We start from the raw sequence: 20,882 nt of genomic DNA, 5'->3' as shown, positions 1-20,882 counted from the left end.
TCCCAGCGACCCGCCGGTCCACCCGTCCGCGCCGCGCCTGTGGTCGAACGGGGCCTCGCCCGGCCGACGGACGGGCGGGGCCCCGCGCTGTGGGGGAGTCGTGCCGCGCGACGCCGCTGTGCCGGGCCCTCGCCCGCAGACGCCGCAGCGGATCCGTGCAGGTGCCGTGCGCACGGGTTCGCCCTTCCAGGGAAGCACGCGGGAGGGGCGAAGGACAGACCCCGGGCGGGGGATGTTCGGGTTTCTTCGTTGTCCCAGGCAACTTCTGGGCTGGGGGGTGAGGATCGGGACGCGGGGCCGGGGGTACCCCGGAGGCATGAGCGTTCAGACAGGCAGGATCACCACCGACGTCCCGGCCCGGCTCGACCGGCTGCCGTGGTCGCGGTGGCACTGGATGGTGGTCCTGGGGCTCGGCACCGTCTGGGTGCTCGACGGGCTCGAGGTCACCATCGTCGGGTCGATGTCGTCGGCCCTCCAGGAGCCCGGCACGGGCCTGGGCATGAGCAGCTTCCAGATCGGCCTCGCGGGCGCCGTCTACGTGGCGGGCTCCTGCCTCGGCGCGCTGTTCTTCGGCCAGCTGACCGATCGGCTGGGGCGCAAGAAGCTCTTCATGGCCACCCTCGGCGTCTACACGGTGGCGACGGTGCTCACCGCGTTCGCCCCCGCCCCCTGGTGGTACTTCCTGGCCCGCTTCCTGACCGGCACCGGCATCGGCGGCGAGTACGCGGCGATCAACTCGGCGGTGGACGAGCTCATCCCCTCGGCCTACCGGGGCCGGATCGACGTCACCATCAACGGGTCCTACTGGATCGGCGCCGCGGCCGGCTCCCTGCTCACCATCCCCCTGCTCGACCCGACCCTCGTCGACCCCGCGTGGGGCTGGCGGATCGCGTTCGGCCTGGGGGCGGTCCTCGCGGTCGGCATCCTCTGGGTGCGCCGCCAGGTGCCCGAGAGCCCGCGCTGGCTCTTCATCCACGGCCGCGAGGACGAGGCGGACGCGATCGTGGCCGACATCGAGGGCAGGGTCCAGGAGGAGACCGGTGAGGACCTGCCGGCCGCCGAGGGGACCCTCACCGTCCGGCAGCGCCGGTCCGTCGGGGTCGGCCTGATCGCCCGCTCCGTGGTCAGCCTCTACCCGCGTCGGACCGTGCTCTGCCTGGCGCTGTTCGTCGGGCAGGCGTTCCTCTACAACGCGTTCTTCTTCACCTACTCCGACACCCTCACGACGTTCCTGGGGGTGAACCAGACCGGCTGGTACCTGGCGGCGTTCGCGGCCTGCAACTTCGTCGGGGCGCTGGTCCTCGGGCCGCTCTTCGACTCGCTCGGCCGGCGCCGGATGATCACCGGCACCTACGTCCTCTCCGGGCTGCTGCTGGTCGCGGCGTCGTTCTTCCTCGGCTCCCTCGACGCGATCACCCTCACGGTCGTCGGGGGCCTGGTCTTCTTCATCGCCTCCCCGGGCGCGAGCTCGGCGTACCTCACGGTGAGCGAGGTCTTCCCGCTCGAGACCCGCGCGCTGTGCATCGCGTTCTTCTACGCGGTCGGCACAGCCGTCGGCGGCATCAGCGGACCGCTGCTCTTCGGCTGGCTCATCGACCGGGCCTCGGCCACTGGTGACATCTCGGGGATCTCGATCGGCTACGTGATCGGCGGTGTCCTCATGATCGGCGGCGGCATCGTCGAGGCCTTCCTGGGCATCGACGCGGAGGGTCGCTCGCTGGAGTCGATCGCCGCCCCGCTCACCGTCGACGACGGCTCGGCCGGGGACGACGAGCCCGCGACCGCGTCCGCCTGACGCTGCTGTCCACGCGGCTGGGCGCGACGCGGCCGGCGGACGGGTGGGCGGACGGGCCTCAGCCGGCGTCGGGTCCCACGGGGCCGGCGGCCGACGACGGCAGCTGGCTGGAGGCCCGCTCCAGTGCCGCGGCCAGCGAGTCGATGGTCATCGGCTTGGAGACGTAGTCGTCCATGCCGGCCGCCATGAACCGCTCGCGGTCGCCCGAGAGCGCGTTGGCGGTGAGTGCGACCACCCACGGGCGGGGCGTGGGGTCGAGGTCGCGGACGAGACGCACCGCGCGCACGCCGTCCATCACCGGCATCTGCACGTCCATGAGGATGATGTCGAAGGCGTTCTCGGCGACGGCGTCGACCGCCTCCTGGCCGTTGGCCACGATGGTGGGGCTGACGCCGAGGCGCTGGAGCATCCGGTGCACGACCTTCTGGTTGACCAGGTCGTCCTCCGCCACGAGCACCCGCAGGCCGCCGTGGTGCGGCAGGGCGTCGGGGGACCGGACGGCGGCCGTCTGCTCCTCCTCCACGACGGCGAGGTCGAGGGTGATGCGGACGGTCGTGCCGTGCCCGAGCTCGGAGTCGAGCTCGATCGTGCCCCCCATCGCCTCGGCGAGCGTGCGGGAGATGGCCAGGCCCAGCCCGCTGCCGCCGTAGGTGCGGGTGGAGGAGACGTCACCGCGCGCGAACGAGCGGAAGAGCTGCGGGATGCGCCACTTGGGCACGCCGATGCCGGTGTCCTCGACGACGATCTCGAGCTGGCTGCGGCCCTGTTCCGCGCCGGTGAGCCGAGGGCTGATGCGGACGCTGCCGTGCTCGGTGAACTTCAGGGCGTTGCCGACCACGTTGACGAGGATCTGGCGCACGCGGACCGCGTCGCCGCGCAGGAGCGGCGGGATGCCCGGGTCGGGGTCGAGCCGGAGGTCCAGCCCCTTGCGCTCGGCCTGGGCCAGGAACATCGTCGTCGTCTCGTCCAGCACCTCCCACAGCGAGAACGGGTCGTCGTGGTACTCCATCCGGCCCGCCTCGAGCGCGGAGATGTCGAGGATGTCGTTGACCAGCGCGAGCAGGTGCTGCCCGGACTGCTGGGCGGTCTCCACGTAGTCCTTCTGCTCGGCGTTGAGGGGCGTGAGCAGGAGCAGGTCGGTGAGGCCGAGGACGGCGTTGAGGGGCGTGCGGATCTCGTGGCTCATGGTGGCCAGGAACGCGGCCTTCGCGCGGGCGGACGCCTCGGCGTCCAGCCGTGCCTGCTTGAGCAGCAGCTCGGCCTCGTGCCGCTCGGAGATGTCCGACTGGATCGCGCAGAAGCCGGTGACCTCGCCGTCCTCGTCCAGGACGGGGGAGACGTCCACGGCCATCCAGATCTCCTGGCCGTCCGCGGTGTAGTTGGCCAGCTCGCAGCGGAACTGCTCGCCCTCGTGGATGCGCTCCTGGAGCGCGCGCACGGTCTCGAGGTCCGTCGCCGGGCCGTGGAGCAGCTCGGGGGGACGCTTGCCGGTCACGTCCGCGTAGGAGTAGCCCATCGTGCGCTCGAACGCCTCGTTGACCCAGGTGAACCGGCCCTCGGTGTCGATGGTGAAGAGGATCGAGTCGGTCGCCTGGACGATGCGGGCGTACCACATCAGGTCCTCGTTGAGCTGGCTCAGCCGCTCGTGCGCGGCGCTGCGCTGCTGGTGCAGGCGGAACATGAGAGCGCCGCCGGCGGCGAGCAGCACGGCAGCCGTGGCGAACGTCCCCGTCAGCCACATGAACAGGTCCTGGGTCGACTCCACGAGCTCCTCGTTGTCCGCGTTGGCCTTGGCGGCCTGCTCCCGACGGTAGATCTCCCCCAGGCTGACGAGGTCGAAGTACGACTTCTCCAGCTCGTCCAAGTCTGCCATCAGTGCACGGACGCTGTCAGGGTTCCGGGCAGCCGGGGCGAGGGCGGCCAGCGTCCGGACCCGGGGGAGCAGGCCGGTGCGCCACTGCCTCGCGTCGGTGCGGGCGACGGCCACCAGGTCGTCGGCGCCCAGGGTGGCCTGGTGGGAGTCGAGGGCGCTCTCCTGCGTGCGCTGGGTGACGTAGGCGGCCTGCCGACGCAGCTCGGCACCGGTCGCGTTCGTCGCCAGGAGCACCTGGAGTCGCAGGACCTCGCGCTGGGTCTGCCCGAGCGTCCGGACGTTCGCGAGGACGAGGTCCTCGGTGGTGTCCACGCCGTCGACGAGCTGCCGCGACTGCTGGGTCACCTGCAGACCCACCAGCGTCGCCATCGCCAGCACGAGCAGCCCGAGCGTCACGAGCAGCCAGGCGGCCGGACGCCGACCGCGCAGGAACGAGCCCAGCGCGCTCGTCCCCGTCCCCCCTCCCGCGCTCACCCGCGCGTCACTCGACGTCGATGGACGCCAGCTGCCAGATCCACCGGGGGTTGTAGGTCGCCGTGTCCAGGTCGAAGCCCTCGGTGGGGTAGACGAACCGGGTCGGGCCGTAGCGGGCCACCGTCATCGGCTCCCCGTCCATGAGGGTCGCCAGGATCAGCGGGAGCTCCTCGGCGTCCGAGACCGGCACGTCGACCGAGTAGTCGTTGAGCGCGACGGTGTGCATCGTCTCGGCGTCGTCGGGCACGCCCGCCACGGCCAGCACGTCGCTGACCAGGGGGCCGGAGAACGTGGCCACCTCGCCGGTCGCCTGGTCGTCGTCCACCTCGTAGGAGACGGTGCCCAGCGCGTCCAGCAGGTCCCGGTCCAGCTGGAGCTCGTCGCCGACGTTGGTGACGGTGCCGCCGGTGACGGTGAGCAGCACCTTCCCGGTGGGGGCCGGCACCTCGTCGCCGGGGTGCAGGGTGGCGCCGGTCGGCGCGTAGGGGTCGGCCTCGCTGGTCGCGTCCTCCTGCGTCCCGCAGGCCGTGAGGCTGCCCGCCAGGGCGATCGAGGCCAGGGCCGTGATGACGGTCGCCAGCAACCGGGCCGCCCGGCGCAGGACGCGGTGGGGGAGGACGGTCGCCCGGGAGCGGGCGCGGGTCGCGCCGGCGTGCGGGCGCGAGGACAGGAGGACGTGTGCCACGACCCCAGGGTCCGCGCGCCCCAGGAAGCGCTCCGCAAGGCAGCGGCAAGATTGCGACAAGACGACCCGCGGGGGTTGCTCAGGTGGCCCCGCACCGTGCCGACTTCTCCTCGTGGAAGACGTCCTGCGGTGGCAAGATGCCCTGACAGGCCCCCTCCCGTCCCCCCAGGAGCACCCATGACCGCGATCCCCGGTGGCACCTCCGCCGTCGACACGGCCGTCCTCGACGACCTCGGGCGGCAGCTCGGGGCGCGCGAGGAGGCCGAGGAGATCCTCCAGATGCTGCTGGACTCCCTCGAGGAGCGACTGCGCGCGCTGCTGCAGGCGGAGCGCGACGGCGACGCCGAGGTGCTGCGCCGGGTCGCGCACAGCCTGCGCTCGACGTCCTACCAGATGGGATCGGTGGTGCTCGCCGGCGCCGCCGGCAGGGTGGAGCAGGGGCAGGCGGACGCCGAGAGCGTGCTGCCCGTGGCCCGCGCCGCCGAGGCCGAGTGGCGGGCCTGGCTCGCGGGCTGACGCCCGTCCCCGGTCCCCGTTGCTGCCCCGTTCCTGCCCCGTCCCTCGCCGTGTTGCGATCCTCGGACCCGGTCTTCGTGCCGACTCCTGCTCGCCCTCGGGAGAAACTGGTGCGCTTCTGTGCGCAGCCTTGTCCTTTCCTTGATGAGGGCGGTCCAGGCTGCTGCCATGACCACCACCCAGGAGCACCCGGTCCTCGTCGGGCTCGACCGCCTCGAGGCCGTCGAGCCGGTCGCCGCCACGCCGCTCACCGGCGGTCGGCAGGCCGTCTACGCCCGTGCGGCGATGGTCACCGACCTCGACGCGGTGCGGCGTCGTCGCGCTGCCGAGCGGGCGCTCGCTGAGAGCGCGGGCAGCGTGATGGACCAGAGCGTCTCCGGTGCCCCGCGCCGTCCGGCCGCCGGCACCGCCGAGCCCGAGGTGCTGGTCGCGGACCTGCTCGGTGAGGACGGGCTGCTGTCCGTGCCCGGTGTGACCCGGGACGACGTCGTCTCGGCCGCGACCGACCTGGTGGCCCAGCTCCTCGGCGTCGAGGACTGCTGGCTCCAGCCCCCGGGCGTCTTCGCCGACTCCCTGGCCCAGCGCCTCGACCGCGACCAGAGCATCCGCCTGTGCAACGTCGGTGCGCACGACGCCGGCTGGGGCCCGCTCTCCTCGCACGCCACGCGGGGCGCGGCCATCGGCATCGCCGAGGTGTGGGTCGACGGCGAACGGCACCTGCTCGTCGTGTGGGGCCGCGGGCCCCGCGCCTGGACCCCGCGCGACCACCGCCTGCTGGCCACCTCCGCGGACGCCCTGGCGACCGCGCTGGAGCGGATGGCCGCAGCCCACCGCTCGCCGGCCCAGCGCGCCCGCGCCCAGTTCGACGAGATGCGCCGCGAGCTGCTCACCACCGTCAACCACGAGCTGCGGACGCCCCTGAGCGTCATCCGCGGCGGCGTGGAGCTCCTCGCCGAGGCCGCGGAGGAGCACCTGTCCGACCCCGAGCAGCGGCTCCTCGCCCGGGTGGAGACCTCGGTCGCCCGGCTCCTCGACATCGCGCAGAACGCGTCCCTCATGGCGCGGGGCACTCCCGACCCGCTGCTCGCCGACCAGGCCAGCGCCTCCGTGGACGAGGTCGTCGCCGACGTCCTCTCCCGGGCGGTGCCGCTGCACCGGTCGCTCGGGGTCCAGCAGGTGCCCTCGCAGGGCACCAGCGTCCGGATCGTCGTGGACGACCTGCGGGAGATCCTGGACCGGCTGGTCGACAACGCCGTCACCTTCACCCCGGACGGCGGCACGGTCTCCGTCCGGGTCGAGCAGGCCGAGGACGGTCAGGTCGACATCGTCGTGCGCGACACCGGGGTCGGCATCCCCGAGGACGAGCAGCACCACGTCGGCGAGCCGTTCTTCCGCTCGCGGACCTCCCAGCAGCTCGAGCACCAGGGAGCCGGGCTCTCGCTCGCGGCCGCGATGGCGATGGCCGCGTCGTGGCAGGGCTCGATCGTGCTCGACAGCGCGCCCGGCGGCGGGACCGAGGCGCGGCTGCGCCTCCCGTCGGCGGCGGCGGGGCTGCAGCACCGCACCGCGCTCTGACCCGCGGCGCGACCGCGCGGCCGGCGCCTCAGAGCGCGGCGGGGTCGAACTTGTAGCCCACGCCCCGCACGGTGCGGATGAGGTCCACGTCGTCGCCGTGGGTGCGCAGCTTGCGGCGCATGTTGCCCATGTGGACGTTGACGACGTGGTCGTCCCCGTCGGCGTAGCCCCACACCGTCTCCAGGAGCTGGGCGCGGGTGAAGACCCGCTTGGGGGCCGAGCTGAGCACGGCCAGCAGGTCGAACTCGATGCGGGTCAGCTCGACGAGGTCGCCGTCGACGCGGACCTCGCGGCCGTCCGCGTCCAGCGCCAGCCGACCGAACGTCCGCACCTGGCTCTCGGCCTGCGGGGCGGCCCGCGGGCGGCGCCGCATCGCGAGGATGCGCGCGGACAGCTCCAGCGGCGAGTACGGCTTGGTCACGTAGTCGTCGGCGCCCATCCGGAACCCGACGACCTTCTCGGCGTCCGCGTCCCGGCCGGTCACCATGATGACGTAGGCGTCGCTGGTCTCGCGGAGCCGGCGGCAGAACTCGAAGCCGTCGATCCCGGGGAGGGTGACGTCGACGAGGTACAGCTCGAACGAGCTGCCGGGCACCAGGCCCAGCGCGTCCTCGGCGGAGACGGCGTGGGTGACGTCGAAGCCCTCCATCTCGAGCACCCGACGGCCCATGCGCGCGAACTCCTCGGTGTCCTCGACGATGAGGGCCTGGGGGCGTGCCATGGGTGAAGACTGCCACGACCACCGGTGTCCGCGCAGCGACCCCACGGCATCCGATCTGGTCTTTTCCAACGTCCGTCGAGATCCGCACGGCCCTCCGACCGCGCGCCGGGTACCGCCCGGTCGGTACCGTGGGGCCATGGGTCTCCTCGTGGTCCTCCTGCTCGTCGTCGGCGGCTCCGTGGCGCTCGCCGTCCTCGTGTCCCGCAGCTCTCGGCGTCGTGAGGCCGAGCGCCTCGAGGCCGAGCTCGCGCCCGTCCGGCGGCTCGCCGAGGAGGACGTCACGGCGCTGGGCACCGAGCTCCAGACGCTGGACGCCGACCTCGCCGGCGCGCCGCTCGACGAGGGCGCTCGGGCCGACTACCAGCGTGCGCTGGACGCCTACGAGGCCGCGAAGTCCTCGGCGGCCGCGCTGCAGCGCCCGGAGGACGTCCGGCACGTCACGGAGATCCTCGAGGACGGTCGCTACGCGATGGCCTGCGTGCGGGCGCGGGTCGACGGGCTGCCGCTGCCCGCCCGACGTCCGCCCTGCTTCTTCGACCCCCGTCACGGGCTGTCGGTCGTCGACGTGCCGTGGACTCCTCCCGGTGGCTCCCCGCGCGACGTGCCGGCGTGCGCGCTGGACGCCGAGCGGGTCCGGGCCGGCGCGGAGCCGGACTCGCGCAAGGTGATGGTCGGCTCCCAGCGGGTGCCCTACTACCAGGCCGGCGGCGCCTACCGGCCGTACGCGGCCGGCTACTTCGGGGCGTTCACCCCGATGGACTGGATGTTCGCGGGGCTGCTCTTCGGTGGGATGGGCGGCTTCGACGCCCTGGGTGCCGTCGGCGAGGGCCTGGGCGAGGGCCTGGCCGGCCTCGGCGAGGGCCTGGGCGACGGCATCGCCGGCCTCGGTGAGGGCATCGGCGACTTCTTCGACGGGTTCGACTTCTAGACGCGCCCGCGCGCCCGGGTGCCCGGCTGGTGGTGTCGCGCCGCCCCGGCGCTGCCGGGCGAACCAGGGCGGCGCGAGTCCGTGGGGGGAGGACTCGCGGTGTGTGGAACGAGGTCGTGGGTGGCGGCGGGGCCGTCGACGGCTCCGGCTACCGAGGACTCAGGCCACCGAGGAGTCGGCGACCGAGGCCACCGCACTGAGCAGCGTGGCGGAGTCGAAGGGCTTGCGGATCACCGTGTCGATGCCGGCGGCCAGCGCCGGCTCGTGGTCGGGCATGGCCGTCACCATGACCAGCGGCAGGTGGGCCAGGCGCTCGTCCTCGCGGATGCGCGCGCAGAGCCCGAGCCCGTCGAGGCGCGGCATGGACCAGTCGAGCACGACCGCGTCGACGGGCTCCTCCGCGAGCACGGTCAGCGCCTCGAGCCCGTCACCCGCGGTGACCACCTCGTGGCCGCCCTGCCTGCGCAGGAACAGGGACATGAGGAGCACGAGGTCGGGGTCGTCGTCGACGACGAGAACACGCACGGGACCTCCAGTGGGGGGAGAGGGGAGGGTGGAGCGGGGGAGCGTTGCGTCGGCCGGGGCCGTCGCCAGGGTCCCACACGTGGTACCGCTGTGCACCCTTCCCACCCCTTTCATCGTCAGCCGGCCCCGGTTCGTGAGAGGGACGCCGTGATCGGCTCGTCGAGGCACTTCGTCGGGACCAACGAGGACGGTCGCCTCCGGTCACGCCTGTGGTGACGGGCTGTCAGGAGCGACCCGGTCCGGGTACCGTCCCGGGATGGCCCGCCCCCACCGACCCCTCGGCCTCCTGGCGCTTCTGCTCGCCTGGCTGGCCCCGCTGCTCAGCGCCTGCGGACAGGCTCCGGGGACGGGCGGCGACGCCGTCGCGGCCGCCCCGGCGCGTGCCACGTCCAGCGCGACGCCCCTGGCCGACCCGCTGCCCGCCGAGGAAGACGTCGACTACCAGCTCGGCGGGGCGTCGGAGCCCGACGCCGGCGTCGGCATCGTCGCGCGCGACCGCACCGAGGACCCGGCGGGCCTCTACGACGTCTGCTACGTCAACGGCTTCCAGACCCAGGCCGTCGAGAAGCGCTTCTGGCGGCGCCACTGGTCGCTGGTGCTGAAGAAGGACGGCCGCCCGGTCACCGACTCCGCCTGGGGGGAGTGGCTCCTGGACATCCGCACGGCCGCGAGGCGGAAGGACCTGGCGCGGATCGTGCGGCGCTGGACCAGGGGGTGCGCGGACGACGGGTACGAGGCCGTCGAGTACGACAACCTCGACTCCTTCACCCGCAGCCGGCACCTGCTCACGGCCTCGGACGCCACGGCCTACGCCCGGCTCCTCGTCCGGGGCGCCCACGCGGTCGGTCTGCGCGCCGGGCAGAAGAACCGAGCGGGCTGGGACGGCACGGACGTCGGGTACGACTTCGCTGTCGCCGAGGAGTGCGGCCGCTACCGGGAGTGCGGGTCCTACCGGCGCCACTACGGCGACCAGGTGCTGATGGTCGAGTACCGGCGGCGGGACTTCCGGCGCACCTGCCGGACCCAGGGCGACGACGTGCCCGTCGTCCTGCGCGACCGTGCCCTGCGCCCCGACGGCGTGCACCGCTACTGCTGAGCCTGCCGCCGGGTCCTGCCGTGCGGCGGGGAGGACGCGGGCTCAGTCGGCCGACTGGCGCGCGCGGTAGGCGGCCACGGCGTTGCGGTTGCCGCAGGTGGTGGAGCAGAAACGCTTCGAGCGGTTGCGCGAGAGGTCGAGGACGAGCGCCTCGCACTCGTCGTCGGCGCAGGTGCTCAGCCGCGACATCTCGTCGGTGCGGATGACGTCGATCATCGCCATCGCCGCCTCGACCTCGATGCGCACGGCGAGCTGGGCGTCCGGCGCCACGGCGTGGACGTGCCAGTCGTAGGGGTCGTGGCGGACCAGCTGGGGCGTGGCCTCGGCCTCGCGCAGCATCGCGTTGACGATCTCGACCGCCTCGTCGCGCTCGGCCAGCAGGAGCGACCGGAGGCGCGGCCGCAGGGCCCGGACCTCCTCGAGCTCGGCGACCGTCCGCTCGTGCCGGCCCGTCCACTCCCACACGGTGAAGAAGGCGTCCAGCGCCGCCACCGAGGTGAGGCCGTCCGGCTCCTCCTCGGCGGTGTTCACGAGCCAGACGGTGGACTGGAGGGCCACCTCGGTGTCATGGGCGAATACCACTTTGACAACTTACCGCACTCTGCCTACTGTCATGTCTCATGACGACAATGACTCATGACAGCGCAACGGTGCGCCGTCCCGCCTCGCAGGTCCGCTCCGGCCTCGTGCTCGCCCTGGTCTCCTCCGCCGCCTTCGGCCTGTCCGGCGCGCTCGCGCGCGGGCTGCTGGACGCCGGCTGGACGCCCGGCGCGGCCGTGCTCGCCCGGATCGCGATCGCGGCCGTCGTCGTCACCCCCCTCGGGCTGCGCGCGCTGGCGGGCCGCTGGCACCTGCTGCTGCGCAACAGCGGTGTCGTGGTGGTCTACGGGCTGCTCGCCGTGGCCGGTGCCCAGTTCTGCTATTTCTCCGCCGTCCAGCACATGCAGGTCGGGCCGGCGCTGCTGATCGAGTACACGGCCCCCGCGGTGGTCGTGCTGTACCTCTGGCTGCGCCAGGGCCAGCGCCCCGGCCGCGTGACGGTGCTCGGCGCCGTCCTGGCCTCGGCCGGCCTGGTGCTGGTGCTGGACCTGTTCTCCGGCGCCTCGGTCAGCGTGGTCGGTGTCGCCTGGGCGCTGTGCGCGATGATCGGCGCGGCCACCTACTTCGTCCTCAACGCGGACGAGAGCAACGGCCTCCCGCCGCTCACCCTCGCCGCCGGCGGCCTGGTGGTCGCCAGCCTGGTGCTGGGCGTGCTCGGCGCCGCGGGCGTCCTGCCGATGGCGGGCTCGCTGGCGCCGGTGGCCTACGACACCGCCGTCGGCTCCGTGGCCGTGCCCTGGTGGCTGCCGCTGCTGCTCCTCGGGGTCGTCACGGCCGGTCTCGCCTACACCACCGGCATCGCCGCGGGCCGTCGCCTCGGCTCGCGCCTGGCCTCGTTCGTCTCGCTCATCGAGGTGCTCTTCGCGGTCGCCTTCGCCTGGCTGCTGCTCGCCGAGCTGCCGGGCCTGGTGCAGATCCTCGGCGGCGTCCTCGTGCTGGCGGGTGTCGTCGCGGTGAAGCTCGGCGAGGACGCCTCGGTCACCTCGGCGACGGAGCGACCCGAGCCCGTCCCGGCCTGACGCCGGGCCGGCCCTCCCCGCCTGCTCGACGGAGACCCGTCCCGGCGGGGACGCGTCGCCGCGACCCACCCCCGGGGTGAGGCTGCTCGCCTAGGGTCGGGGTGTGCCCGTCGACGTCCGCCCCTACGAGGAGTCCTCGTGCGCGGACGCCGAGGGGATCGCCGCCCTCAGCCGCGTGGTGCGGTGGCCGTCGCTGGTCGACCCGGCGGTCGTGCACGCGGTGTGCACCGCCCCCGGGTCGACGGCCTACGTCGCGGTCGACGGCGCCGCCGTGGTCGGCTGGGCGCAGGCCCTCGGTGACGGGGTCCTCCAGAGCCACCTGTCGTTCGTGGCCGTCCACCCCGACCACCGTCGCCGCGGTGTGGGCCGCCTGCTGGTGATGGCCACCTTCCAGGGGACGGGCACCAAGCGGATGGACCTCATCACCGACGGCGGGGAGCGGTTCTACGAGACCTTCGGGCACAAGGTGATGAGCGGGTACCGGCTCTACCCCGGTGCCTGAGCGCGTGCTCGAGCGGGTGCGGAGCGGGAGCTAGCGGGCGTCCTGCCGCGGGAGGAGCACCTCGCGCGTGAGCATGAGCAGGGCGGAGGCGGTCGGGATCGCCAGGAGCGCACCCACGACGCCCAGCAGCGCCCCGCCGACGAGCGCGGCGATGACGGTGACGACGCCGGGGACGTCCACCGACCGCGACATCACGCGCGGGTAGATGAAGTAGTTCTCCACCTGCTGGTAGACGAGGTAGAAGATCAGGCAGGCGATGCCGATCGAGGGGTCGACCGCGAAGCCGATGAGGGTCACCACGACCGCCCCGAGCGTCGCGCCGACCATCGGGATGACGTCCAGCAGCGCCACGACGAAGGCGAGCGCCACGGCGTAGTCGGAGAGCCCCACCACGAAGAAGAAGATCAGCGAGCTGAGTCCGGCGCACAGCGCCACCACGAACGCGCCGGCGACGTAGCCGCCGACGCTGGCCAGCACCCGGTCGCCGAGACGGCTCACCCGGTCGCGGCGGGAGGCGGGCGCCAGCTGGTAGAGCGCCTGCTTGGTGGCCTTCATGCTGGCGAGGAAGTAGAGCGTCAGCACCACCACGAAGAAGACGTTGGCCAGCGCGCCCACGATCGCGATGCCGACGCCGAGGACGCCGCCGAAGATCGAGGAGAGGAACGACCCGCCGGTCACGAAGTCCTGGACCTTCGTGAGGATGTCGTACTCGTCGTTGAGGTCCCGGATCTGCTGGTTCGACTCCAGCTGGTCGATCCAGCCGGGCACGTTCTGGCCGATCGCGGTCACCTGGTCGGTGATGACCGGCACGAGCGCGAAGACGAAGGCGGCGAACGCGGCGAGCACGGCGACGATGACGAGGAGCACGGCCAGGCCGCGCCGCAGCCCGCGCCGCTCCAGCAGCTCGACCGCCGGGTTGAGGCCCGCGGCCAGGAACATGGCCACCACCAGCAGCACCAGGGTGCTGCCGAGGGAGACGACCAGGCCCGCCAGCCACCAGGCCGCGAACGCGCCGAGGGCGCCGAAGAACCCGATGAGGAACGGGCCACGGCGCAGCGGCGGTCCGGGCACGCCGAGCTCGGGCACGTCCCCGCTGCCGGGGGGCCCGGACGCGTCGTCGGACCCGTCGCCGGACCCATCGCCGGACCGGGCGCCGGGCTGGTCGCCGGGGGAGTCCTCGGGCTCCTCGAGGAGGGTGCCGACCTCGACGAGCGGGTCCGTCGACGCGGCGTCCGGGTCCTGGGTCACCCTCGTCAGCCGTGCTGCTCGTCGGACGACGGCTCGTCCTCGTCGCCCGTGAACTTGCCGACCAGCTCGGCCAGCGAGGCGAGCTGCGCGGTGATGCCGTCGCGACGCTTCCGGAGCCGGTCGACCTCGGCGCGCACGACCGCGCGCTCGCGCTCCGCCTCGGCGAGGCCGCTGGAGGAGATCGACTCGGCCTGCGTACGGGCCGAGGTGACGATCTGCTCGGCCTCGCGACGGGCGCGCGAGAGCAGGGCGTCGGCCTCGGTCTGGGCCTGCTCGCGGTACGAGGTGGCCTGCTCGGTCGCCTGGCGGGCGCGCTCCTCGGCGGAGGAGGCACGCTGCTCGGCCTCCACGACGAGGCGCTTGGTCTCGGCCATGGTCGACTCGTGGTGGTCCGTGGCCTCGCGGGCGAGGCGCTCCTTCTCCACGGCCAGGGCCCGGCGGGCCTCGGTGACCTCGCGGTCGGCGGCCGCACGTGCCTGCTCGACGTGGCGCTGGGCCGAGGAGCGCATCTCCGTGGACTCCTGCTCGGCCGCCAGGCGCAGCTGGTCGGCGTCCCGCTGGGCGGAGGCGCGTAGGTCGGCGGCCTCGGCACGGGCCAGGGAGCGCTCCTGCTCGGTGTCGGCGGTGGTCCGGGCGCGCGCCTCGTCGAGCTCCTTGAGCTGGACGGTGCGCATGTCCTCGGCCTCGCGGGCGGCGTCGGCGCGGATCGCGTCGGCGTCGCGCTGGGCCTGGGTGCGGATCTCGTCCGCCTCGCGCTCGGCGGTCTCGCGGACCTCGGCGGCCTCCTCCTCGGCCAGCCGCAGCATGGCGGAGGCGCGGCCGCCCAGGCCGGCGTAGGAGGGGCTGTCGCGCTCGGCGAGCTCCTGCTTGACCTTGGTGAGCTCCGGCTCGAGGGCGCCGACGCGCTGCTGGGCCGCGGTGAGGTCGGCGGCCAGGGCGTCGCGCTCCTCCAGGAGCTGGCGGACCCGGGCGTCGACCACGGCGGTGTCGTACCCGCCGCGGCGCACGGTCGGGAAGGACGGGGCGGCACCTGTGGCCGGCGCGGACGCCGGGCGGTGCGCGGGAGCGGGGCGGGTGCCGGTGCGCGGCGCGGTGGCCGCGGCCGGCGCTGTCGGCTGCGGCGCGGTGGTCTGCGCGGCCTGCTCGTCGGAGACGGTCGGGATGACCTGGGTGCGGTCCTCGGAGGACGCACCCCGCCCCGGCTCGTCCTGGAAGATCGACAGACCCTGGTCGCTCATGGGTGGTGACTACCGTCCTTGTCCGGTCTCGTCCGTTGGTGGCGCCCTCGGCGGGGCGCAGGTGCCCATCCTGTCGGAAGGCCGGGGCAAACCGAACCCCGCCAGGCGAATGTGGCCCAATCGGTGGACGGTGGGCCGCCCGACACGCCCGAACGGGTGCTGTGGATCGGCCGTGGGCACGGAACGGGGGACGAGCGGGGAGGCGCTCACGGCGGGGCGTGCCGCCCGGGCCGGACCCGGGCGGCACACCAGTCGTGGGGCGGGTCAGACCCCGCGGAACCGGTTGATGGCGGGCAGGTGCGCCTCGCGCAGGTCCTGGTCGCGGACGCCGAGGCCCTCCTCGGGCGCGAGGCACAGGACTCCGACCTTGCCCTGGTGCTTGTTGTGGTGGACGTCGAGGGCCGCCTGCCCGACGTCCTCGAGGGTGTAGGTGCGCGAGAGGGTCGGGTGGATCTTGCCCTTGGCCACGAGGCGGTTGGCCTCCCACGACTCGCGGTAGTTGGCGAAGTGGCTGGAGATGATCTTCTTGAGGTTCATCCACAGGTAGCGGTTGTCGTACTCGTGCATGTAGCCGCTGGTCGAGGCGCAGGTGGTGATGGTGCCGCCCTTGCGGGTGACGAACACGGACGCGCCGAAGGTCTCCCGGCCGGGGTGCTCGAAGACGATGTCGATGTCCTCCCCGCCGGTGAGCTCGCGGATCTTGGCGCCGAAGCGCTTCCACTCCCGGGGGTCCTGGGTGTGCTCGTCCTTCCAGAAGCGGTACCCCTCCTCCGCGCGGTTGATGACGAGCTCGGCGCCCATGGAGCGCGCGATCTTCTCCTTCTCCGCGTTGGAGACCACGCAGACGGGCGTGGCGCCGCCGTTGAGCGCGTACTGGGTGGCGAAGCCGCCGAGGCCGCCCGAGGCGCCCCAGATCAGGACGTTGTCGCCCTGCTTCATGTTGCCGCCGTTCTTGGAGACGAGCTGGCGGTAGGCGGTGCAGTTGACCAGGCCGGGGGAGGCGGCCTCCTCCCAGGTCAGGTGGTCCGGCTTGGGCATGAGCTGGTTGGCCTTCACCAGCGCCACGTCGGCCAGGCCGCCGAAGTTCGTCTCGAAGCCCCAGATCCGCTGCTGCGGGTCGAGCATCGTGTCGTCGTGCCCGTCGGGGTCCTCGAGCTCGACCGAGAGGCAGTGGGCGACGACCTCCTGGCCCGGCTTCCAGCGGGTGACGCCGGGGCCGGTGCGCAGCACGACGCCGGCCAGGTCGGAGCCCACGACGTGGTAGGGCAGGTCGTGCCGCTTGGTGAGCTCGGACTGGCGGCCGTAGCGCTCCAGGAAGCCGAAGGTGGAGACCGGCTCGAAGATCGACGTCCACACGGTGTTGTAGTTGATGGCGGAGGCCATGACCGCCACGAGCGCCTCGCCCGGGCCGAGCTCCGGCATCGCCACCTCGTCCACGTGGAGCGACTTCCGCGGGTCCTTCTCCTTGGAGGCCACCCCCTCGAACATGTCGACCTCGTCCTTCTTCACGAAGGCGGCTCGGTAGGACTCGGGCAGGGGCAGGTTCGCGAAGTCCTCGCCTGCTGTGTCGCCGGCCTTGATGGCGTCGAGGATGTGCTGCACGGTGCTCTCCTTCGGGCTGTGCCGCGGGTGGGGTGGCGTGCACGGTAGCCGGACGCGGACGTCCGCTCCTGTGACGCGAGTCTCACGCTAGTGCCACGACGTCGCGAGCGCGTCGCGCGTCCCGGAGCGCCGTGCGCCACCGGCCGCGCGCCCAGTGTTACGCCCCTCCCCGAGCACGCTCGTGGGCGCCGGCCGCGCACCCCTGACATCCGTCACGGGGACGTCGTGACAGCACCCAGGTCCGCCCGAGCCCTGCCGCGACGAGGGTGGAGCCATGACCGCATCCCTCTCCCGCACCGGGGCCGTGCCGGCCCTCGAGCTGCGCGACCTGCGTCGCTCGTTCCGCACCCGCGACGGTGACGTCGTGGCCGTCGACGGCGTCGACCTGGTGGTCCAGCCCGGCGAGGTCGTGGCGCTCCTCGGCCCCAACGGCGCCGGGAAGACGACCACCCTGGACGTCGTCCTCGGGCTCACGTCGCCCACCTCCGGCACGGCCCGCGTGCTGGGCCGCAGCCCGCGGGGGGCGGTCCGCGCCGGACTCGTCGGGGCCGTGCTGCAGACCGGCGGGCTCCTGCCCTCGCTCACCGTGCGCGAGACGCTGCTGTACCTGGCCGCCTGTCACCCGGGGCTCTCCGGCGGCCGGGGCGAGGCCGCCGACGACGCGCTGCACCGCACCGGCATCGCTCACCTGGCCGGCCGACGGGTCTCCCGGTGCTCGGGCGGCGAGCAGCAGCGGGTCCGGTTCGCGGCCGCCCTCCTGGCCGACCCGGCCCTCGTCGTCCTCGACGAGCCGACGGCCGGGATGGACGTCCACGCGCGGCGCGAGTTCTGGGACGTCATGCACGCCGAGGCCGCCGCGGGGCGGACCGTCGTCTTCGCCACCCACTACCTCGAGGAGGCCGAGGCGTTCGCCGACCGCACGGTGCTCATGGCCGGCGGTCGGGTCGTCGCCGACGGGCCGACCCACGAGGTCCGTGCCCGCGCGCTCGGGCGCACCGTCGCGGTGAGCGTCCCCGACCCGGACGCCGCGCTGGCCGTCGTGGCCGCGGCGGTCGCCGAGGCCGGGGGAGCGGTCCTGCACGCCCGCACCGACGCCGGCCGCCTGGAGGTGCGGGTCAGCGACTCCGACGCGGCCGCCCGCGCCGTCCTGGCGCTGCCGGGGGCCCACGACCTCGAGGTCCGCGCCGGCTCGCTGGAGGACGCGTTCGTGCTGCTCACCGGGCGTGCGGAGCCCGGCCCCGAGGCGCCCGGCACCGCCCGCCCGCTCCCTGCCTCGACCACCGCACCGACCACTGCTCCCACCGCTGCTCCGACCATGGAGGTCTCCCGATGAGCACCGTGCTCCCGTCCGCCCCGACCGCGGACCGGCGTCCCGCCCGCCCCCGGCCGCTCGACCCGACGCTGCTGCGCCTCGAGCTTCGACGCCTGCTCCGCGACCCCACGGTGTGGGTCTTCTCGGTGGGCCTGCCCGGCTTCCTCTACGTCATGCTCGGGACCTCGCAGGAGTACGCGGACACCAGCGTCGGCGACGGCAACCTCGCGATGTGGGTGATGGTCGCGATGGCCGCCTACGGCGGGGTCACCGCGACGGTGGGCGTCGGCGGCCGGGCCGCGCTGGAGCGCACCCAGGGCTGGGGCCGCCAGCTCGGTCTCACCCCGCTCGCCGACCTCACGTGGGTCGGCACCAAGGCGGCGCTCGCCTGCGTGCTGGCGGCGCTGCCGGTGCTCCTCGTCTACGGGCTCGGCCTCGCGCTGGGCGCGGAGGGGACGACCGCGGCCTGGCTGGGCAGCCTCGCGCTGGTGCTCGCGGGCTCCTGGCTGTTCGCCCTGCTCGGGCTGGCCGTCGGGCTGGCCTTCTCCAGCGACCAGGCGGTCGGCGTCGCCAGCGGTGCCGTCGTGGTGCTCGGGTTCCTCGGCAACGTCTTCTACCCGCTGTCCGGCGTCCTCCTCGACCTCGCGCGCTTCACGCCCATGTACGGCTACGTCGGCCTCGCGCGGTACCCCCTCACCCAGGGGTGGACCAGCGCCGGCGCGGGCCCCGCCTACCACGACGCGTGGTGGCTGCTCGTCGCTAACGTGGCCACGTGGACGATCCTCTTCGCCGTGGCCTCGGTGCTGCTCGTGCGCCGCGGACGCGGCCGGCAGTGAGCGACCCGCTCGGGGCGCGAGGCGGCGCCCGGTGACCACGCGCCACGGCTGGGCCCTGTGGTCGGTCTGGCTGCTCTTCCTCGTCTTCCCGGTCATGGACGCGTGGGGCAGCGGGTCGCCGCTGACCCGCGTGGTGGGGCTGGCCGACGTCCTCGCCTTCGCCGCCCTCTACCTGTGGGGCGTGCGCTCCTTCGGCCTGGGGTCGCGCGACCGTGGCTCGGGCGCGGTGCTGGCCGGGCTGGTGGTGCTCGCCGCGGTCGCGGTCTGGCCGCTGGGCCTCGGCTACGTCTCCTACCTGCCCTACCTGGTGGCCCTGGGCGTCTTCACGCTGCCGCGCCCGTGGTGCTTCCGCTGGCCGTTCCTGGTCGGCCTCGGGCTCGTCGCCCCGTGGGTGCTGGACCCCGACGAGGGATGGCTGGTGGTCTCGTTCATCGTCGTCGCGACGGGGGCCGGGACGTCGGCCGGCCGGCTCGCCGGGGACACGGCTGCGCACGCGCGCGACCTCTCCCAGCAGCTCGCGCTCACCGCCGAGCGCGAGCGGGTGGCCCGCGACGTCCACGACGTCCTCGGTCACAGCCTCACGGTCGTGGTGCTCAAGGCGGAGCTGGCGGAGCGGCTCGTGGACGCCGACCCGGACCGGGCCAGGGCGGAGCTCGCCGAGCTCCGCGACCTGGCTCGCGAGGCGCTGGCCGAGGTGCGCAGCACCGTGACCGGGCTGCGCGCCGCGGACCTGGACCAGGAGCTGGCCGCGGCCCGGACGGCCCTCGAGGCGGCCGGCGTCCGGGCGGACGTGCCGGCGGACGGCTCGGCGCTCGACCCGCGCCGGCGCCCGGCCGCGGCCTGGGCGGTGCGGGAGGCGGTGACCAACGTCGTGCGGCACGCCGAGGCGCGCGCGTGCGCGGTGGAGCTGCACCCCTCCGGGCTGCGGGTGGCGGACGACGGCGTCGGGCTGGCCGGCAGCGCGCCCGGCAACGGGCTGCGGGGCCTGCGCGAGCGGGTGGCGGCCACGGGCGGCCTGCTGGAGGTCGCCGACGCCCCCGGTGGGGGCACCGTGCTGGAGGTGTCGTGGTGAGCGACGTGATCAGGCTGCTGCTGGCCGACGACCAGGCCCTGGTGCGCGGCGCGCTGGCCACGCTGCTCGGTCTGGAGGGCGACCTCGAGGTCGTGGCCCAGGTGGGCCGCGGCGACGAGGTGGCCGCGGCCGTCGAGGCGCACGCCCCCGACGTGTGCCTCCTTGACATCGAGATGCCCGGGCTCGACGGCATCGAGGCGTGCCGGCTGGTGGCCCGCGGACCGGCGCGGCCGACCGGCCCCCGGGTGCTGGTGGTGACGACGTTCGGGCGGCCGGGCTACCTGCGACGCGCGCTCGAGGCCGGGGCGAGCGGGTTCGTCGTGAAGGACACCCCCGCCGGCGAGCTGGCCGACGCGGTGCGCCGGGTGCACGCCGGGCTGCGGGTGGTCGACCCGGACCTGGCGACGGCCTCCCTGCTGGACGGGCCGAGCCCGCTGACCGAGCGGGAGGCCGACGTCCTGCGGCTCGCGCTGGACGGGGCGCCGGTGGCGAGCATCGCGGCGGCCCTGCACCTCTCGGGCGGGACCGTGCGCAACCACCTCTCGGCCGCGATCGGCAAGACGTCCACCACGACGCGGGTGGAGGCCGCCCGGGTAGCGCGCGACCGCGGCTGGATCTGAGCGGGGGCGGACCTCAGCGGGGGCGGATCTGAGCGGGAGCGGGCAAGCGCGACAACGGGGTGGATGCGGTGCACCGGGTGCACCGCATCCACCCCGAACGTGGCTTCCGGGCGGGCTGTCGGGCCCGACGGGGGAGCGCGTCAGTGCGCGGCGGCGGGCTCCACGAGCTCGACGAGGATGCCGCCGGCGTCCTTGGGGTGCACGAAGTTGATCCGGGAGTCGCTCGTGCCGCGGCGCGGGGCGTCGTAGAGCAGCCGCATCCCGCGCGCCCGCAGCTCGGCGGAGACCGCCTCGACGTCGGTGACGCGGTAGGCGATCTGCTGGCAGCCGACGCCGTTGCGGTCGATGAACTTGGCGATGGTGGAGGACTCGTTCAGCGGGGCGAGCAGCTGCACGCAGGAACCGGAGTCGCCGACGGCCATCATGGCCTCGCGGACGCCCTGCTCCTCGTTGGTCTCCTCGTGCTTGAGCTCCATGCCGTAGACGTCGCGGTAGAAGGCGATGGCGGCGTCGAGGTCCGGCACGGCCATGCCGACGTGGTCGATGGCGGTGAAGAGCGAGCCGGTGAGGATGGAGCCGGGGGTCAGGTCGGTGGCGCTGTCGGTCATGGCCCCGATGCTCGTCGCGCCGCAACCCGCTGGCAAC

20 protein-coding genes are annotated in these 20,882 nt (G+C 74.0%); 11 read left to right on the top strand and 9 right to left on the bottom strand.

What is annotated here, in order from left to right; all coding sequences use genetic code 11:
* Nucleotides 1–316: 316 nt before the first annotated feature.
* Nucleotides 317–1,795, top strand: a complete 1,479-nt coding sequence (locus tag E8D37_RS04380; RefSeq protein ID WP_136568558.1) for an MFS transporter — start codon at nucleotides 317–319, stop codon at nucleotides 1,793–1,795.
* 58 nt (nucleotides 1,796–1,853) lie between these two features.
* Here the strand turns inward: E8D37_RS04380 and E8D37_RS04375 are convergent, their stop codons facing one another.
* Both E8D37_RS04375 and E8D37_RS04370 read right to left on the bottom strand, forming a co-directional pair.
* A complete protein-coding gene (locus tag E8D37_RS04375) occupies nucleotides 1,854–4,142 on the bottom strand; it encodes an ATP-binding protein (protein WP_136568557.1) in 2,289 nt (762 codons plus the stop codon).
* 7 nt (nucleotides 4,143–4,149) lie between these two features.
* Nucleotides 4,150–4,827 carry a molybdopterin-dependent oxidoreductase gene (locus tag E8D37_RS04370; RefSeq protein ID WP_136568556.1) on the bottom strand — a complete coding sequence of 226 codons (678 nt, stop codon included), beginning with the start codon at nucleotides 4,825–4,827 and terminating at the stop codon, nucleotides 4,150–4,152.
* Nucleotides 4,828–5,004: 177 nt separating this feature from the next.
* Between E8D37_RS04370 and E8D37_RS04365 the strand changes: the two genes are divergently transcribed.
* Both E8D37_RS04365 and E8D37_RS04360 read left to right on the top strand, forming a co-directional pair.
* Complete coding sequence (locus tag E8D37_RS04365) at nucleotides 5,005–5,343, top strand: Hpt domain-containing protein (protein WP_136568555.1); 339 nt, start codon at nucleotides 5,005–5,007, stop codon at nucleotides 5,341–5,343.
* A 168-nt stretch (nucleotides 5,344–5,511) separates the two neighbouring features.
* The gene (locus E8D37_RS04360; RefSeq protein WP_168929614.1) at nucleotides 5,512–6,918 is read left to right on the top strand and encodes a HAMP domain-containing sensor histidine kinase; all 1,407 of its coding nucleotides are present in this window, start codon (nucleotides 5,512–5,514) and stop codon (nucleotides 6,916–6,918) included.
* Between the two features lie 28 nt (nucleotides 6,919–6,946).
* Here E8D37_RS04360 and E8D37_RS04355 read toward each other — a convergent pair whose 3' ends face one another.
* Nucleotides 6,947–7,639 (bottom strand): response regulator transcription factor, encoded by a 693-nt coding sequence (locus E8D37_RS04355; protein WP_136568553.1) that lies wholly within the window; start codon nucleotides 7,637–7,639, stop codon nucleotides 6,947–6,949.
* Nucleotides 7,640–7,775: 136 nt separating this feature from the next.
* Between E8D37_RS04355 and E8D37_RS04350 the strand changes: the two genes are divergently transcribed.
* Nucleotides 7,776–8,567, top strand: a complete 792-nt coding sequence (locus tag E8D37_RS04350; RefSeq protein ID WP_136568552.1) for a hypothetical protein — start codon at nucleotides 7,776–7,778, stop codon at nucleotides 8,565–8,567.
* 159 nt (nucleotides 8,568–8,726) lie between these two features.
* On the opposite strand, the gene E8D37_RS04345 is transcribed toward E8D37_RS04350, so the two are convergent.
* Nucleotides 8,727–9,092, bottom strand: a complete 366-nt coding sequence (locus E8D37_RS04345; protein ID WP_168929613.1) for a response regulator — start codon at nucleotides 9,090–9,092, stop codon at nucleotides 8,727–8,729.
* A 256-nt stretch (nucleotides 9,093–9,348) separates the two neighbouring features.
* On the opposite strand from E8D37_RS04345, the gene E8D37_RS04340 reads away from it, so the two are divergent.
* Complete coding sequence (locus E8D37_RS04340) at nucleotides 9,349–10,188, top strand: endo alpha-1,4 polygalactosaminidase (RefSeq protein WP_136568550.1); 840 nt, start codon at nucleotides 9,349–9,351, stop codon at nucleotides 10,186–10,188.
* A gap of 42 nt (nucleotides 10,189–10,230) precedes the next feature.
* Here the strand turns inward: E8D37_RS04340 and E8D37_RS04335 are convergent, their stop codons facing one another.
* The gene (locus tag E8D37_RS04335) at nucleotides 10,231–10,770 is read right to left on the bottom strand and encodes a CGNR zinc finger domain-containing protein (protein WP_136568549.1); all 540 of its coding nucleotides are present in this window, start codon (nucleotides 10,768–10,770) and stop codon (nucleotides 10,231–10,233) included.
* 38 nt (nucleotides 10,771–10,808) lie between these two features.
* Between E8D37_RS04335 and E8D37_RS04330 the strand changes: the two genes are divergently transcribed.
* Both E8D37_RS04330 and E8D37_RS04325 read left to right on the top strand, forming a co-directional pair.
* Nucleotides 10,809–11,807: a DMT family transporter gene (locus tag E8D37_RS04330; protein WP_136568548.1), complete on the top strand. Its 999-nt coding sequence runs from the start codon at nucleotides 10,809–10,811 to the stop codon at nucleotides 11,805–11,807.
* Between the two features lie 103 nt (nucleotides 11,808–11,910).
* On the top strand, nucleotides 11,911–12,309 hold the full coding sequence (locus tag E8D37_RS04325; protein WP_206055567.1) for a GNAT family N-acetyltransferase: 399 nt from the start codon (nucleotides 11,911–11,913) through the stop codon (nucleotides 12,307–12,309).
* Between the two features lie 30 nt (nucleotides 12,310–12,339).
* Here the strand turns inward: E8D37_RS04325 and E8D37_RS04320 are convergent, their stop codons facing one another.
* The 3 genes from E8D37_RS04320 to ccrA form a co-directional block, all read right to left on the bottom strand.
* Nucleotides 12,340–13,557: an AI-2E family transporter gene (locus E8D37_RS04320; RefSeq protein WP_136568547.1), complete on the bottom strand. Its 1,218-nt coding sequence runs from the start codon at nucleotides 13,555–13,557 to the stop codon at nucleotides 12,340–12,342.
* Between the two features lie 5 nt (nucleotides 13,558–13,562).
* On the bottom strand, nucleotides 13,563–14,795 hold the full coding sequence (locus E8D37_RS04315) for a hypothetical protein (RefSeq protein WP_136568546.1): 1,233 nt from the start codon (nucleotides 14,793–14,795) through the stop codon (nucleotides 13,563–13,565).
* A 264-nt stretch (nucleotides 14,796–15,059) separates the two neighbouring features.
* A complete protein-coding gene (ccrA, locus tag E8D37_RS04310; protein ID WP_136568545.1) occupies nucleotides 15,060–16,397 on the bottom strand; it encodes a crotonyl-CoA carboxylase/reductase in 1,338 nt (445 codons plus the stop codon).
* Between the two features lie 274 nt (nucleotides 16,398–16,671).
* Here ccrA and E8D37_RS04305 point away from each other — a divergent pair, with 274 nt between their 5' ends.
* From E8D37_RS04305 to E8D37_RS04290, 4 genes are read left to right on the top strand one after another with little or no spacing between them, the layout of a single operon-like run.
* Nucleotides 16,672–17,730, top strand: a complete 1,059-nt coding sequence (locus E8D37_RS04305; protein ID WP_136568544.1) for an ABC transporter ATP-binding protein — start codon at nucleotides 16,672–16,674, stop codon at nucleotides 17,728–17,730.
* A complete protein-coding gene (locus tag E8D37_RS04300; protein ID WP_240770185.1) occupies nucleotides 17,727–18,545 on the top strand; it encodes an ABC transporter permease in 819 nt (272 codons plus the stop codon). Before E8D37_RS04305 ends, E8D37_RS04300 begins: the two co-directional genes overlap by 4 nt.
* Before the next feature lie 31 nt (nucleotides 18,546–18,576).
* Complete coding sequence (locus E8D37_RS04295; RefSeq protein ID WP_136568543.1) at nucleotides 18,577–19,617, top strand: sensor histidine kinase; 1,041 nt, start codon at nucleotides 18,577–18,579, stop codon at nucleotides 19,615–19,617.
* A 5-nt stretch (nucleotides 19,618–19,622) separates the two neighbouring features.
* Complete coding sequence (locus tag E8D37_RS04290; protein WP_206055604.1) at nucleotides 19,623–20,237, top strand: response regulator transcription factor; 615 nt, start codon at nucleotides 19,623–19,625, stop codon at nucleotides 20,235–20,237.
* Between the two features lie 140 nt (nucleotides 20,238–20,377).
* Here the strand turns inward: E8D37_RS04290 and mce are convergent, their stop codons facing one another.
* The gene (mce, locus tag E8D37_RS04285; protein WP_136568541.1) at nucleotides 20,378–20,845 is read right to left on the bottom strand and encodes a methylmalonyl-CoA epimerase; all 468 of its coding nucleotides are present in this window, start codon (nucleotides 20,843–20,845) and stop codon (nucleotides 20,378–20,380) included.
* Nucleotides 20,846–20,882 lie beyond the last annotated feature (37 nt).

Source organism: Nocardioides sp. GY 10127, assembly GCF_004919085.1.
GTDB lineage: Bacteria > Actinomycetota > Actinomycetes > Propionibacteriales > Nocardioidaceae > Nocardioides.
Note: the sequence above shows the minus strand (reverse complement) of the source record. Positions and strands in the feature narration are given on the sequence as shown.